We start from the raw sequence: 14,197 nt of genomic DNA on the forward strand, positions 1-14,197 counted from the left end.
TTGATTTTAATAATAGGGAGGGGCTAAGGCAAAAGATATTTTGTCCCAGTCTCTCCTTATGTATTTATTGATTAAGTTTAAAGAGAGGATGAGGAACAATGGCTAAATCACCTTTACGTGAAAGAAAAGTTCCTAAGCGAGATGGTGAGGTTTTAGGTTTCGTGCATTCAACCGAAAGTTTTGGTGCAGTTGATGGTCCTGGCATCAGATTCGTGGCCTTTATGCAAGGCTGCAATATGCGCTGCCAATTTTGTCATAATCCCGATACATGGAAAAAAAATGTTGGAACTGAAATGACATCTTCTGAGTTACTGGAAAAGGCACTGCCGTTTCGTCAATTTTGGGGAGAAAAGGGTGGAGTTACTTTAAGTGGAGGAGAGATTCTTTTGCAAATCGAATTTGCAATTGAGTTTTTTACCAAGTGCAAAAAATTAGGTATTAATACTTGTTTGGACACTTGTGGTCAACCGTTCACTCGCAGACAGCCGTGGTTCGACAAGTTTCAACGTTTGATGGACGTAACCGATATTTTGTTAGTCGATATAAAGCATATTAATTCGGATGAACATCGTAAGTTAACAGGATACCGCAATGAGAACATCTTGGATTTGTGCCAGTATTTATCAGATATTGACAAACCTGTCTGGATCAGACATGTTTTAATTCCTGAAAGGACGGATTTTGATAATTATCTTACTGAACTTGGCGCTTATATCAAGACGTTGAAGAATGTTAAGAAGGTTGAGGTTCTTCCGTATCATACAATGGGGGTTCATAAGTACCACGAAATGGGAATAAAGTATAAATTGGAAGGCATTGAACCTCCAACTAGTGAGCGAGTTGCAAACGCAGAAAAATTATTACATGTAGAAGATTATAAAGGCTATCTTGCTTAAGGCTGAAGATTAATAAAACACATTAGTACGATACAAGATTCAAAGTAAGAGGTGGGACGTAAGTCGATAAGATTTTAGTATTAACACGAAATTATGGATGCAGCTAGTGCTTTGTTAATGAGTGATTCGAGTTATGCGGCGAATTTTGGCTTATGGAACACGTGCATATGAAGTAAATAGAGGAGCTAGGTTAATTTAACTTTTGACCCAGCTCTTGTTTTTTATGAGAAAGCAAGTGATTGCTATCAATATTTAAATGTTAAAAGTTTATTTTTTTGTTGTCAAAATGGACTGATTTGTTTTATTATAAAGGTGTTCAATAAGTTCGATGTAGCACTTACCATTAATAAAAATTAATAGAAGTGGGAAGGATATTATGAAAACGAAACAGGAAAATATTTTTTCTTCAAAAACATTAAGCTATTTTCTCCAACTTGCGGACACGATGAGCTATACGCAAGCAGCTCAGATACTGGGGATTACTCAGCCTGCCTTGACTCAGCAAATCAAGAAATTAGAGCGTAATGTGGGGGCACCTTTGTTTTATTCAGTAGGCAAAAAGTTGCATTTGTCAGATGCAGGCTATACAATGCTTGATGCTACTCATCAGATTTATGAAGCTCTTAATCGGGCAACTGACGAGATTCAGCAATCTACTAGTGCAACACAGGGGGAGATAAGCATTGGTATCTTGGCATCGATCGAAGATCGAGTTTTCAGTAATTTTGCCATCCAATACTATTTGGAAAATCACGATGTTAAAATTATTTTTCATATGCTGACTCGGAAAGAAATCTGGGAAAGGCTTGAAAAAAACACGATCGACCTTGCCGTGATGTACCTTCCTGATGATAATATCAAGAACTGGAAACCGTATGCGGCTAAAAAAATTATCAAAGAAGATTTGCTCTTTTTGCATCACGATGAGCGCTTAGCTAAAAAAAGGCGGATCAAGCTTAAGGACACGTTGGATAATGCTTGGGTCACTTACCCACCGCAATATTATTTGAACAGCATTATTCGGGAGTCCTACAAAAATGAGCTGGTTGATAAACCTTACAGTGCTGCTCATTTCGCTACGCCAGCACAGATTTACCGCTTTGCACTCGCAACAGGAGTTTATACAACTTTGCCGCAGTCCTTTGTTTTAGCACACAATAATAAGCAGGATAAATTGTGGACAGCTTTGTTTGAGCCCGAGATTTCCTTTGATCTATCCTTTGTGTTTAGAAAGGATAAGGATCAGATTCCTCGTATTGAACATTTTTTGCGTGCTTTTGAAGACTACTTGACAGAAAAAGATTATATTTCACGCTTGACAGAAATGAGCAATGAAGGTTAAATCAAGATAGTAATAAATAGAATGGAGATTAGTTTGATGAAAGAATTAGTTTTTGGACATAAAAACCCAGATACAGATGCGATTGTTGCTGCTAAGGCATTTTCGTATTTAGAAAATAAATTAGGCGCTGATACCGAAGCCGTTGCTTTAGGAACTCCTAATGAGGAAACAAAATTTGTTTTAGATCACTTTGATGAACCGACACCGCGGGTGATTACCACGGCCGGAGATGAAGTTGAAGCAGTAATGCTGGTGGATCATAATGAAGCACAACAGAGTGTAGATGATATTGATAAGGTTCAAGTAACGCATGTTGTTGATCATCACCGAATTGCCAATTTTGAAACTGCAGCCCCGTTGTTCTACCATGCTGAACCGCTTGGCTGCTGCAGTACTGTAATTTATAAGCTATTTAAACAGAATAAGGTTGAAGTACCTGCAAAATTGGCGGGTTTGATGTTATCGGCTATCATCTCAGATACTTTGCTTTTCAAGTCACCTACAACAACTCAACAGGATAAAGAGATAGTTAAGGAGTTAGCTGAAATTGCCGGAGTTGACTATGAGACATATGGGTTAGATATGCTTAAAGCTGGGACGAATTTAGGCAGCAAGACAGAGGAAGAACTGATTACGTCAGATGCCAAATCATTTGAGTTAGGCGGCAAAACAGTGCGCATAGATCAAGTTAACACTGTTGATTTGGATGAAGTTTTTGCACGCGAGGATGCGTTACGCGCTGCAATTGAGAAACAAAATAAAGAAAATGGCTATGACCTGTTCTTACTGATGGTAACTAATATCTTGAATAGCGATACCCGCTTACTGGTTGTAGGCGAACCACAAGAAGTAGTTGCTAAGGCATTCAATGTTAAGATCGTTGATAACAAAGTTGATTTGCCAGGTGTTGTTTCACGTAAAAAACAAGTTGTTCCTCCATTAGAAAAAGCTTTCTAGAGCTTTAACTGCGACTGCATGCTAGAGTGTCATTGGATAAAGGAGAACTGGAATTATTAGTTTGTTTCCAGTTCTCTTTTGTTATTAACTTTTGCGTAAAAATAAGCAAATCATTATATTTGCTTTGAGTTATCTAAGAAAATGGGTATAATGAACAAGGAATACTTTGAAATACATATGGGATTTGAGGTTGATGTATGAGCCAAGAAAAAAGAGTTGAGTTGATTAAACAATTACTAGAAGAACGTCAGGAATTAACGACTAAGGATATCATGTCTGAGTTTGGGGTTTCACAGGATACAGCTAGAAGGGATATCGTTCTTCTTGATAAGCGCGGCGAGGTCAAGCGGACACATGGAGGTATTTTACCACTTGATTTTGGTAATAAGGTTCCGAACTTTCAGAGTCGGTTAGCGCATTTTACAAGACAGAAGACACAGATCGCGCTGGCAGCTGTTAATTATTTTCAAGCCCACCATGTCTACTTTGTTGACGCTTCAACAATCTTGTTAAAAACGTGTCAGAACTTGAACTTGCCAATGACGGTCTTTACCCACTCGCTGGACAATTGCATGGCGCTGGCGGAAAAAAGCAAAATTACCGTTAAAACTTTAAGCGGAACGCTTGATCACCAAAATCGTTTCTTTTATTCAAGTTCAGCGATCGAAGAACTCAATAAGGTCGCTTTTGATACAGCTTTTATTGCGGCATCGGGGATCGATGAAAACGGAATATACCTGCTGAACCAAGGAGATGCTGAAGTAGTTGGAACAGCTGTAAAACGTGCACGCAAGGTTATCCTAGTAGCTGAACACAAGAAATTCGTTAACACCTCTTATTACAGCATCTGTTCACCAAGTAAAATTTCAATGTTTATTACCGATAAGGTCTTAAGTGCAAAAGAACGTAGTATTTTTCCAGAAGACACAGAGATTAAGATTGCCAATTCAGATACATTAAGCTAAAATAATTATTTTGCTTTAGTAGTGAAGCTAATTTATCTTGCAGTGCAACTCCAAGTGTTTGAGCTATTGGTAATGCAGTATCCAAATAAAAAATTTTTAAACAGTAAAAGTCTAGTTAGTTGACTTTTACTGTTTTTTTAGTTAAAGAATTTGATTTCAAAAGGCCGTTTTACTTGCTAAATTTTAGCAAAAAGCATAATATCTTACTTATATGATTTGGATGATATTGGAATAGGGCTGGCTTTAAGCTTTGTCAGAGGTGGGTAATTACTTTAGATACTACTCGTTTTTTGAAAGGGTGCGCCATGTATTCAAATTGTAACCTTGCATTGTTTTTATTGCTTGCTCAATAATTACTTTGAGTGAGATTTATTTCTGAATATTCCTTATTGCATTTTTATTCCGGATAGGTACCTTATGTCAAGTAGTTTCTAAGCAACTAGTTAACTAACGTTTTGCAGGAGGTCGATTATTGTGGATATACTATTGGATGATGTGTTGTTTGAGAAAATTTCAAGTGGGACAAAAACGGTTGAAATTTTTTTGAATGAAGAAGAAATGAAGCACTTCAGTGTGGGAGACACTCTTGCTATTCACCGCAAGAGTAACGAAGAAGATATGATTTTGGCGAGTGCTTGGAGCATAAAAAAATTCAAGAAACTTGCAGATGTCTACAAGGTTTACTCGGAAACAGCTATCGGGCTCAGTCTAGAGAGTCTGGACAAAATTTATCCGCAAAATGATGTCAAGAAACATGGGGTACTTGCGGTAAAAATGCGGGTTTTAAAGCCCAATTATGATTAAAAAATAAAGAATATTTAGAAGTCAAGAAGCCATACTGGCAGTGAGTGTAGTTGAAATGAAATAGGATCCGATCTAGGTGGTCTTACCTTAAGAGAATGAGTCTGAATATAATGGTTCTGGAAACGTGAATAGAGTTTCTGGAATTTTTTTCGCTCTTTAGTTAACTATAATGCACATTTAAGTTGACGGTTTTAGACGGATAGTATATGCTTATTCTATTAAAAATAAACAAAGGAGTTTTTTTGAAATGTTGACAAAAGAAAAATTACATAAATTGACGCTAGCGGGGCTGTTGTTGGCAGCATTGATTGTCTGTTCGCAGATCACGATCCCACTACCTATTGTTCCACTCACCTTGCAAACTTTTGCGGTTGGGTTGATCGCATCTCTACTTCCGACGCTTTATGCGTTTGAAGTAGTAGTTGCATATCTTCTGTTGGGTGCTGTAGGCTTACCTGTATTTGCTGGTTTTTCAGGTGGCGCAGCAGTTTTAATCAGTCCAACAGCGGGCTACTTGTATTCGTTTGTAATCTATGCGATTGTAACATCACTCTATTTGAAGTTTCGCGGACGCAAGACGGTAGATTTGTTTGTGGCTAATGTGTTGGGCGCTGCATTGAATCTTATTATTGGTTCGTTGTGGATGGTTCCGGTATTAGGAATGTCCGTTAAAACAGCATTTATGACTGGATTGGTACCATTTGTTATTCCAGCGCTAGTCAAAATTATCCTTGTTGTTTTGATTGCGGGACGTTTACAGAAGATCAAGCGGTTCGACATCGCTGCTTAATAATATTAGTTTGCTGTAAGCAACTGTTGATTTTGCAAAATAATAAGGATTTACTTGTTTAAAATACGTATGGACGTTTTTTTACAGGCAGACAACTGTACAAAGATCCAAAAACCCCAGGTTGATTTTACAATTAACCTGGGGTTTTTTTTACTGTTCGCGCTTGCTCGTCTTCTGGCACACGTTCAATTTGTGTTCTGAAATGTGATTACTGGGTATAGAGCACAACATCTCATTGCAGCACAGGTGCTTAGATTGAAAACAAGTTCCGGTTTATTCTTTTCTCTCAATATCGTGATATAATTAGAAGAAATGGTTTTCTCAGATTCTTATCTTGTTTTTATGGGGAGATATAAAATGAAAAGAAATAAATTTAATAATAGAGTCGAACAAATCGCGATTTCTGATATCCGACAATTCGATACTGAGGTTAGTAGTATTCCTGGAATCATTAAGCTGACCTTAGGCGAACCAGATTTTAATACACCAGATCACATTAAAAAAGCAGCGATTAAAGCAATCGAAGATAATCATTCACATTACACACCTAATGCTGGTATTCCAGCATTGAGAAAAGCTGCTGCCAGCTATTACAACGAAAAATTCGGTTTTAATTATAAACCAGAGCAGATCGTAACAACTTTAGGTGCGACGGAAGCTATAGCAGCTAGCCTGCAGACGATTTTAAATCCGGAAGATGTTGTTATTATACCAACACCAGTTTTCCCTATTTATATACCTGACACATTGGTTAATCACGGTCGGGTTATCACAGTCGATACCAGTGATGACAATTTTATCCTGACTCCGCAAAGGTTGCGTAAGGTCTTTGAAGAGTACCCGCTGGCACATGTTAAAGCAGTTGTTTTGAACTATCCCAGCAATCCTACCGGTGTCGCATACACACGTGCACAGTTGAAGGGGTTGGCAGAAGTTATTAAGGAGCAAGATATTTGGGCAGTCAGCGATGAAATATATGCAGAGCTTTCATATAATAGAAAGCATGTGTCCCTTGCTGAATTTGCACCTGATAATACGATTGTCATTAATGGTCTATCCAAGTCGCATGCAATGACAGGCTGGCGGATTGGCTACATTATGGGACCGCAGGATTTTATCGAACAAGTGGTTAAGTCGCATCAATACATGGTAACTGCATCGACGGCTAACGCTCAGTATGCAGCTTTGGAAGCTATGAAAAATGGCAAGAAAGATAGCAGTGTCATGTTGAAAGAGTACGCTAAACGTCGTGATTTCCTAATTCAGGAGTTGAAGAAAGTCGGTTTTAAGATGGCAAGTCCGGATGGAGCCTTCTATGTTTTTGCCAAAATACCAGAGAACTGTATACAGGATTCGTGGAAGTTTGTTCGCAGCTTGGCACGAGATGCTAAGGTCGCGTTGATTCCTGGGGTCTCATTTGGTGCTGGTGGGGAAGGTTATGTTCGACTCAGTTATGCTGCAAGCATGGAAAATCTGCAGGAAGCTGCTAAGCGTATCCAGCAATATGTTGCTGCACAGGTCTGAATCGAAAAATTAAAGCTGTTTAATTATTATCAAGTAAACGTATGTAAGGTTTTAGCCCCTGATCAGTTATCCAGTTTTTAAGAGCAAGACTCCTGGGTATAAACGCCTAAGAATTAAGCATCAATTCTTGGGCGTTTTGCTTGCACAGCTTTAATTACTATGAATATTTTTGGAAAAGGAAGTTGAAATTATGGAGAACTCTAAAAAAAACTTTCCGGTCGGAGTTTTTGATTCGGGTGTCGGTGGGATAAGTGTTCTACGAAATCTGCACCACTTAATGCCAGCAGAAGATTTCATATTCTATGGTGATTCTAAAAATGCACCTTATGGCATCAAAACGACTGAAGAAGTGAAAAAATTAAGTTTTTCAATTGTAGAGTATTTTTTAAAGAAAAGGGTCAAAGCAATTGTTATAGCTTGTAATACAGCGACAAGTGCCGCAATTGATGATATTAGAGTCCGTTATCCTGAACTGCCAGTTATCGGGTTGGAGCCAGCTGTAAAACCTGCTGTCGAACGCAAGCGGCATTCTCAGGTTTTAGTTATGGCGACTCCACTGACTTTGCGTGAAGAAAAATTCGCACAACTGTTGAAAAAGTATGAGCAACAGGCAACACTGGTTCCAGTACCTGCACCTACCCTAGTAGAGTTTGTTGAACGAGGGGAATTGAGATCAGATGCAGTTCACGCTTATCTTGAGAAAATCCTAGCACAATATAAGGGGAAAGCCGATGCAATCGTCTTGGGCTGTACCCATTTTCCATTTATAAAAAATGCCGTTAGGGATGTCATGGGACCAAAACCTTTCATCATTGATGGTGGACCTGGTGCAGCACGAGAACTTCAGCGAGTGTTACAGAAACAGGACTTGTTGCGAAGTAATAATCACCAGGGCCAGATTACATTTTTCAATAGCGAGTCTGGGACAGACAAGATTGAGTTGAGCAGAAAACTCTTCGATGGTTTGCAAGAAAAATAACAAAGACATGTTTACACGGAAGAAATAGAGGAGTTGGGTTAATTTAACTTTTGACCCAACTCCTCTTTTGGTGCATAAATAAGTTGTTATTAATATCAACAAGGTCTATACTTTATTTTTAGAAAACGTTTTCTTGAACATCTAGATAATACTTGAAATATTTGATCTGACCATAATTGTGTGTGCGCATAACTATTTTAATTGAAAGCTAGGACACTCACAGACAATATGTATTAGGTGCTATTTCTGGAGAAATAATGCAGATATTAATCTTAAGCAGGACAAATTTTTTTGCTTAATGGACTTGATACTTGCTATGCTTGGAAAAAATAAAGGGGAGGCAGCATGATGGAAATATTAGTGGATACGGTCAATTTAGAGCAGATAAGAAGATGCAACGAGATACTACCGTTGAGCGGAGTGACTTCAAATCCTACGATTATCAAAAAAGAAGGAAAAATTGATTTTTTTAATCATTTGCGTAAAATTCGTAAAATTATCGGCAAGAACAAGGCACTTCATGTTCAAGTAGTTGGGGCGACTGTAGATGAGATGCTTGCTGATGCTCATCGCATTGCGGCAGAAATCGACCGTGATGTGTACTTGAAAATACCGACAGATGAAAAAGGACTAACTGCAATTAAAGTTTTGAAAAATGAAGGCTTGCGTGTGACAGCAACGGCTATTTATACAGTATTCCAAGGAGAACTGGCAATGGCAGCTCAGGCTGATTATCTGGCCCCATATTATAATCGGATGCAGAATATGAATATTTCTGCGGATCATGTAATCACGGAGCTTGCACAAGTGATCAAAACCAGTACTAGTCAGACTAAAATTTTAGCAGCGAGTTTTCATAATGTTGGTCAGGTGACAGATGCGATAAAAAATGGCGCGCAAGCAGTTACGATTGGTCCGGATGTAATTGATACAGGATTGAATGTTCCATTGATCGCAGAAGCTGTTTCGGATTTTAAAAATGATTGGGCGGAACTCTATGGTGATGAGACGATTGCGACGTTAAAGTAGATTAGCGAAGTCCTTCTGTAATTAAAGCGTTTTTAAATTGGGCTATGCAAAAGCACCAACTCGTATAACAAATTTTTAAAATGAAAAGGGAGCAGGCAAAAGTTAAGTTTTAGGCTTATTATCAACTTATGTGCCTCTCCCATTCTTATCTTGTAGTTTACAATTCGGAAATGAAGCGGATCGCTTTCCCAAGAATTTTAATAGGATTTTCAGGCGTTGAAACGATCGGATCATATTTTGGATTGTCTGGCAATAATAGGATTAGTTTATCAGTATGTTTGATTCGTTTTAGCGTTGCTTCATTTTCATTTGTAAGTAACACAGCTGCAATTTCACCATCTTCAACTTCAGGCTGCTGTCGAATTAAAACATTTGCACCATTAGGAATGGTTGGTGCCATCGAGTCTCCTTTAGCATGCAGATAAAAAAGATTTCCAGAAGGCAGGGTTTCTTTCGGTTCTTCGATATAACCATCAATGTTTTCGTCAGCTGTAATGGGATCTCCACAAGCAATCACACCGATGACAGGAATTTTAACTACCCCAGCAATAGGAACCATATTAGATGGCATGTCGATGCCTAGCAAGTGCTCAGAAGTTGTTCCTAGTGCTTTGGCAAAACTATCAAGTCTGTTTAAAGGGAAAGAGCGCGAACCATTGAAGTATTTTGAAACAGCAGACTTGGCCATTTTTACGCGGCGAGCTAATTCGCTGATTGAGATCTGCTGCTGTTTGGCAAGCTGCTGCATGGCAGAAACAATTTCTGCATTAGATTTCATTTTTTAACCACCTCTTTTAATATGTTTTCAGTATACCATTGTTCTTAATCGAGAACAATGGTTCTTTTTATAGTAACCTTTGACAAAAGAGAACACTGGTGTTAGATTTACTGTGTTCTCTTAAGTGAACAATATCATGAGCTTTTATAAGAACAGACTGATCAGTTAGCTTATATCTGTCAAAAATGGGGGAATGCTGATGGCACGAAGAGCGTCTATTTATGCGATTTATCGTGGTGATAGTTTTATTGATGTGGGGACTCTGCATGAATTGGCTCGCCGAAACAAGATTACAGTCGGTACACTGCTTTTTAAGGCCAGTCCGACCTATGCACAGAGAACCAAGTATGAAGGAACGGTTAGGGTATACAAGATAGGACAGTGTCAGTAAAAACTATCTATGTTTAGAATGAGGGAGTGATGCAATGCGAAAATTATGGAATGCTAATAAAAACAAAGTAAACTTTTGGATTTCACTGGTGACTTTTGTGTTAATTCTTGGTCTTACGTATATTAAGTTTAAATTTGGCTTATCATTTACTACTGCAGATCTAACGTTGATCACAAGCACACTGTTCATTTATCATTTTTATTGGCAACGTTTTGAACAACAAAATTTTAGTGGAGGCAGGTCGAAACATTGATAGTGTTGAATTTGGTGAGAAAATAACTGAAACTACACAAGCTGTTTTTGGAGTTCAAGCAGAGCTTAGTAAACTGAAAAAGACACTTGACCAGAAGAATATTCAGCGTACTACAATAGATAAGAAGAAATGAGAAAGAAGGCGAAAATGAAAAAGAAAATCCTGAAAAAAGTATTTTTCAGAGTAGCTAATGCGGCTGCTCTTTTTTGTTGGCTGCATAAAAATATTGCGAATTAAGATTTTCAGTTAGTTGCGCACCACTTTTTATAAATTGCCTTGCAATTATTGCAATGTATTATGCTTGTAATTATAATTAGGTTCAGGAGCAGGTCAAAACGGTAATGATTATGATTTTAAATTTATTTGCAAAAGCAATTTTCTTTGTTTTTGGAGTAATACTAGCTTGGTTGCTTGAAGGATAGGGTAGATCAGCAAAAAGATTCATGTGAAGAATGCACGAGGATTGTAGTATTTTTAAGAGAGTTTGGGCTGACTAAGCCGCTTTGATTTCGCTTTTTTAAACAGTCAGTTGCGAGCTGTTCGTTACTTTTAGACGTGAAAAAGAGTGAATGTAGGAGAAGATAATATGATTAGGAATATTTATGTTTTATTCAAGCTGCTAGGTTATTTTATCACAGGTTTGTTAAGTTTTTTTGCTATTCTGTTATATTTACAAAATTTGTCCCTTTATCCTTTTAGGTACCATTTTGAATTTTATGATATTTATTTTTTAATCACGATGCTAGTGTTGCCGTTTTTTAGAATTGCACATCCAAGCTGGTTTAAGGCAGACGACGAACAATTTGTGTCCTACAAGCAAAAAGCACTTGATCTATATCACCAAGATTTAGCGCAAAATCATAAAAACAGAAAATGGTCATCGAATAGTGTATCGGTAAATCCTTGGGAATACACGACGACAACTACCCAAACTTATAGTAATGCTGCAGGATGGGGATACAGTTTGGCAAAAAGTTTGTTTGTTAGTACTCTTTTTATTATTTTTGCACCGTTGTTCTATGGTATTTCACTATTAAAAAAGTGTAAGCATAAATAACATTTTGTGTTAATGAGAAGACAAAATATTATTACGACTCTTAGATGTCTTAAAGTAATCAAATGGAACAAAAAAGTTTGAGTCTAGTTAGATCGTAGTATAAATTGAGCACTATATAATTTATTTGAGCAAAATTAAATTATTTTGTTTTAAGCTACAGATCTTTAGGGTGTAGCTTTACCGACTTGAAAAACGGTGTAGTTACGTCTGCCAGCTTTGAAGTTATTGAGTAATGCGTCTTGAACTTCTTTAAGACATTAAAATATTTGATAGGTGGGGCAATTTGTTGTACAAGAACATTTTTTTACCTTGTGTGACAAATGGTGTACAATTTAAAAAGAAAGGGCTGATGATAATGACTAACACAGCAACTAGTTCCAGAATTAACACTAGAATCGACCCAGTAATTAAGAAAAAGGCCCAGGAACAACTGGCCCAACACGGGTTAACTATGTCCGAATTCATGCGGATAGTTGTGACAACTGTGGCTAACAATGGGTTACCACAATATTATGGTTTCCCAAACAATCAGGTCGCTAGGTCATTAACTGAGGTGGCAGACGACCTTGCAGGGACCACAGAGTTAAAGAGCGCGACCAATAAGCAAGACTTAGAACAGTTGTTAAATGAGTAAAATAACTCCAACCACTCAGTTTAAACGGCAATATAAAGTTGTGAAGAAGAATCCCAGATGGCGGCCAATTTTTAATGGAAAGGTACCTTTCGATACCGAGGCACGTTCTCCTTGGGATTACATAATTGACTGCTTTTTAACAGATAAGAGCATTCCAGAATATTTCTATGCACACCCACTGAATTTGCCTAAGAAAGTGATACAACAGCTTAAAAAGCGTGTTCCAGGACAAGATGTAAAATTTAAAGTTCTGAAATTACATTTCGATGGCCATAATGGCGATCATTTGTTGGTGTATGCACAAATACTAGATCAGGTTTATCTAGTAGCGATTGGCACACACAGTGACTTATGTTAGTTAATTTAAGGGTCATAAAAAATTAAATACAAATAATAACCTCCCATATCTATAAGCGAGATATGGGGGGATTTTATCAATGTTTCTGAGAGGTTAGGGAAATTTTGTATTAAGTAACCAGTATCAACACTACTGGAAAAAAACAGCTCAGTTGTATGAGATTCGGACATATATTCAGGTTATTAAATCTGTAGTTAGGTTGAACTTTGAGCCTGTAAATGGCTGGATATACGACCAAAATATGGATAGCTAACTACCTTTTTTGACTGAAGATACACAAGTTAGATTTTTATCGGATGACCTTATTATAAATCTAACGTGTAATCAAAAAATTCCCGCTTATGGCAGAAAGGCCAGCTTTGATAAGCCATTAACAACGGTTTCTAAAAGAAACAAGTCTGATATTCGTCTGGATATATTTAATAAAAATAGGAGCTACTTGGGTAGCATTCTGTTAGATGCCAAGTATATGAAACTAGGTACAATACTGAAAAAAGTAAGAAATAAAGAGAGTTTGAAAAGACAGGTTACTTCGTATGTAAATGATACGAGTTCATCTTATTTTGAGAACCAGAAATCTGGGGTATTGAGAGATGTTCGACCAGTAGCAGCATTGCTTGTGTTATATCCTAGCAATGATTTGGATGAAAATAAGGAAGAATCACAATATATTGGGCAGAACGTCAAGTACATTCAAACAAAACCAGGCTCTGATGGAGATAATTTGGATAAAGCATTGACTACGAGTATAAAATGGATATGCCAACGAGCAGTGCAACTAAAGATTGAATAAGCCAGTAAGTATAGAATTTGTATAAAGAACGTTTCTATGAGGAAATTACGAATAAATTGTTCAATAAAATGAATGATGCTTAGTCAATAATTTCACGAAGTATTGGATGCGACTAGTACTTTTTATATTATATCAAAAGCTAGTTTATGAAATTCTTCGGTTTTTAGGCCCACTTAACTCTAGGGACTTACGTGCTTCTGATCCTAAGTCAATATTTAGCACATGCTTTTTTCCAGCTTATACAGAAGACGTGGGATTTTCTATGAATGTGTTAGTAAGAAAGAATATTTTATATATACAAGGAATATGCATCCTGTAAAAAGTCCTATATGGAGAAACTCCCGTATCCAAGGGACAATTGAAATCTTTTTTGCTTTTGAAAGTTGTTAAATAAAAAATTTCACTTGACAATAAGTAAAAACTAAATTAACATTACAAAAAATGAATTACATTTCGATTAGAATAAAGAATGAGTTCTGCAATTAAAATTGAAGACTATTCTTTCTGAGGTGCAGATATTAGAAGTATGTAGCAAGTGGCACATCGATCGATTTTGAAACTGAGGTATGAAGAGAATAGTAGTGACTGTGACGCGGGAAGTAAGATAAAAAACGTTTTAAGAGAGCTCAGGTTGGTGAAAATGAGCA

Annotated in this window: 16 protein-coding genes and 1 other annotated feature (1 of these 17 running past the window's edge); of the genes, 15 read left to right on the plus strand and 1 reads right to left on the minus strand. The window is 37.2% G+C overall.

Features of this window, described 5'->3' with window-relative positions; genetic code table 11:
• Positions 1 to 98 precede the first annotated feature (98 nt).
• From pflA to JCM15457_RS04930, 9 genes are all read left to right on the plus strand, one after another.
• Positions 99 to 896: a pyruvate formate-lyase-activating protein gene (pflA, locus tag JCM15457_RS04890; protein ID WP_034988207.1), complete on the plus strand. Its 798-nt coding sequence runs from the start codon at positions 99 to 101 to the stop codon at positions 894 to 896.
• Positions 897 to 1,272: 376 nt separating this feature from the next.
• Positions 1,273 to 2,238 carry a LysR family transcriptional regulator gene (locus JCM15457_RS04895; RefSeq protein ID WP_034988209.1) on the plus strand — a complete coding sequence of 322 codons (966 nt, stop codon included), beginning with the start codon at positions 1,273 to 1,275 and terminating at the stop codon, positions 2,236 to 2,238.
• Positions 2,239 to 2,274: 36 nt separating this feature from the next.
• Positions 2,275 to 3,195, plus strand: coding sequence for a manganese-dependent inorganic pyrophosphatase (locus tag JCM15457_RS04900; protein ID WP_034988211.1), 921 nt, complete (start codon positions 2,275 to 2,277; stop codon positions 3,193 to 3,195).
• Positions 3,196 to 3,392: 197 nt separating this feature from the next.
• On the plus strand, positions 3,393 to 4,160 hold the full coding sequence (locus tag JCM15457_RS04905) for a DeoR/GlpR family DNA-binding transcription regulator (RefSeq protein ID WP_034988214.1): 768 nt from the start codon (positions 3,393 to 3,395) through the stop codon (positions 4,158 to 4,160).
• Positions 4,161 to 4,634: 474 nt separating this feature from the next.
• Positions 4,635 to 4,964, plus strand: a complete 330-nt coding sequence (locus JCM15457_RS04910) for an ASCH domain-containing protein (RefSeq protein ID WP_034988216.1) — start codon at positions 4,635 to 4,637, stop codon at positions 4,962 to 4,964.
• A gap of 247 nt (positions 4,965 to 5,211) precedes the next feature.
• Entirely contained in the window at positions 5,212 to 5,754 is a 543-nt protein-coding gene (locus tag JCM15457_RS04915) for a biotin transporter BioY (RefSeq protein WP_034988218.1), read from the plus strand.
• A 357-nt stretch (positions 5,755 to 6,111) separates the two neighbouring features.
• The gene (locus tag JCM15457_RS04920) at positions 6,112 to 7,278 is read left to right on the plus strand and encodes a pyridoxal phosphate-dependent aminotransferase (protein ID WP_034988219.1); all 1,167 of its coding nucleotides are present in this window, start codon (positions 6,112 to 6,114) and stop codon (positions 7,276 to 7,278) included.
• A gap of 190 nt (positions 7,279 to 7,468) precedes the next feature.
• On the plus strand, positions 7,469 to 8,257 hold the full coding sequence (murI, locus tag JCM15457_RS04925; protein ID WP_034988220.1) for a glutamate racemase: 789 nt from the start codon (positions 7,469 to 7,471) through the stop codon (positions 8,255 to 8,257).
• Positions 8,258 to 8,605: 348 nt separating this feature from the next.
• On the plus strand, positions 8,606 to 9,286 hold the full coding sequence (locus tag JCM15457_RS04930; protein WP_034988221.1) for a fructose-6-phosphate aldolase: 681 nt from the start codon (positions 8,606 to 8,608) through the stop codon (positions 9,284 to 9,286).
• Between the two features lie 157 nt (positions 9,287 to 9,443).
• Here the strand turns inward: JCM15457_RS04930 and JCM15457_RS04935 are convergent, their stop codons facing one another.
• The gene (locus tag JCM15457_RS04935) at positions 9,444 to 10,064 is read right to left on the minus strand and encodes a LexA family protein (protein WP_034988223.1); all 621 of its coding nucleotides are present in this window, start codon (positions 10,062 to 10,064) and stop codon (positions 9,444 to 9,446) included.
• 199 nt (positions 10,065 to 10,263) lie between these two features.
• Here JCM15457_RS04935 and JCM15457_RS04940 point away from each other — a divergent pair, with 199 nt between their 5' ends.
• The 6 genes from JCM15457_RS04940 to JCM15457_RS04965 all read left to right on the plus strand — a co-directional run bounded on the left by JCM15457_RS04940 (position 10,264) and on the right by JCM15457_RS04965 (position 13,550).
• On the plus strand, positions 10,264 to 10,455 hold the full coding sequence (locus JCM15457_RS04940; protein ID WP_235725578.1) for a hypothetical protein: 192 nt from the start codon (positions 10,264 to 10,266) through the stop codon (positions 10,453 to 10,455).
• A 212-nt stretch (positions 10,456 to 10,667) separates the two neighbouring features.
• A complete protein-coding gene (locus JCM15457_RS12140; protein WP_161633662.1) occupies positions 10,668 to 10,841 on the plus strand; it encodes a hypothetical protein in 174 nt (57 codons plus the stop codon).
• A 453-nt stretch (positions 10,842 to 11,294) separates the two neighbouring features.
• On the plus strand, positions 11,295 to 11,765 hold the full coding sequence (locus JCM15457_RS04950; RefSeq protein ID WP_051993287.1) for a hypothetical protein: 471 nt from the start codon (positions 11,295 to 11,297) through the stop codon (positions 11,763 to 11,765).
• 286 nt (positions 11,766 to 12,051) lie between these two features.
• On the plus strand, positions 12,052 to 12,399 hold the full coding sequence (locus JCM15457_RS04955; protein WP_235725579.1) for a type II toxin-antitoxin system RelB/DinJ family antitoxin: 348 nt from the start codon (positions 12,052 to 12,054) through the stop codon (positions 12,397 to 12,399).
• Positions 12,392 to 12,757 carry a type II toxin-antitoxin system RelE/ParE family toxin gene (locus tag JCM15457_RS04960; protein WP_034988228.1) on the plus strand — a complete coding sequence of 122 codons (366 nt, stop codon included), beginning with the start codon at positions 12,392 to 12,394 and terminating at the stop codon, positions 12,755 to 12,757. The genes JCM15457_RS04955 and JCM15457_RS04960 overlap by 8 nt, the downstream gene beginning before the upstream one ends.
• A gap of 262 nt (positions 12,758 to 13,019) precedes the next feature.
• Complete coding sequence (locus JCM15457_RS04965; RefSeq protein ID WP_034988230.1) at positions 13,020 to 13,550, plus strand: hypothetical protein; 531 nt, start codon at positions 13,020 to 13,022, stop codon at positions 13,548 to 13,550.
• Between the two features lie 578 nt (positions 13,551 to 14,128).
• Positions 14,129 to 14,197, plus strand: a binding site (T-box leader) (it continues 173 nt past the right edge of the window).

The organism is Liquorilactobacillus sucicola DSM 21376 = JCM 15457, assembly GCF_000612445.1.
GTDB classification, from domain to species: Bacteria; Bacillota; Bacilli; order Lactobacillales; family Lactobacillaceae; genus Liquorilactobacillus; species Liquorilactobacillus sucicola.

Excerpts from the sequence above, each read along its gene's own strand:
- pflA (WP_034988207.1), top strand. The coding sequence starts at position 99 with ATGGCTAAATCACCTTTACGTGAAAGAAAAGTTCCTAAGCGAGATGGT.
- JCM15457_RS04895 (WP_034988209.1), top strand. The coding sequence starts at position 1,273 with ATGAAAACGAAACAGGAAAATATTTTTTCTTCAAAAACATTAAGCTAT.
- JCM15457_RS04900 (WP_034988211.1), top strand. The coding sequence starts at position 2,275 with ATGAAAGAATTAGTTTTTGGACATAAAAACCCAGATACAGATGCGATT.
- JCM15457_RS04905 (WP_034988214.1), top strand. The coding sequence starts at position 3,393 with ATGAGCCAAGAAAAAAGAGTTGAGTTGATTAAACAATTACTAGAAGAA.
- JCM15457_RS04915 (WP_034988218.1), top strand. The coding sequence starts at position 5,212 with ATGTTGACAAAAGAAAAATTACATAAATTGACGCTAGCGGGGCTGTTG.
- JCM15457_RS04920 (WP_034988219.1), top strand. The coding sequence starts at position 6,112 with ATGAAAAGAAATAAATTTAATAATAGAGTCGAACAAATCGCGATTTCT.
- murI (WP_034988220.1), top strand. The coding sequence starts at position 7,469 with ATGGAGAACTCTAAAAAAAACTTTCCGGTCGGAGTTTTTGATTCGGGT.
- JCM15457_RS04930 (WP_034988221.1), top strand. The coding sequence starts at position 8,606 with ATGGAAATATTAGTGGATACGGTCAATTTAGAGCAGATAAGAAGATGC.
- JCM15457_RS04935 (WP_034988223.1), bottom strand. The coding sequence starts at position 10,064 with ATGAAATCTAATGCAGAAATTGTTTCTGCCATGCAGCAGCTTGCCAAA.
- JCM15457_RS04940 (WP_235725578.1), top strand. The coding sequence starts at position 10,264 with ATGGCACGAAGAGCGTCTATTTATGCGATTTATCGTGGTGATAGTTTT.
- JCM15457_RS04950 (WP_051993287.1), top strand. The coding sequence starts at position 11,295 with ATGATTAGGAATATTTATGTTTTATTCAAGCTGCTAGGTTATTTTATC.
- JCM15457_RS04960 (WP_034988228.1), top strand. The coding sequence starts at position 12,392 with ATGAGTAAAATAACTCCAACCACTCAGTTTAAACGGCAATATAAAGTT.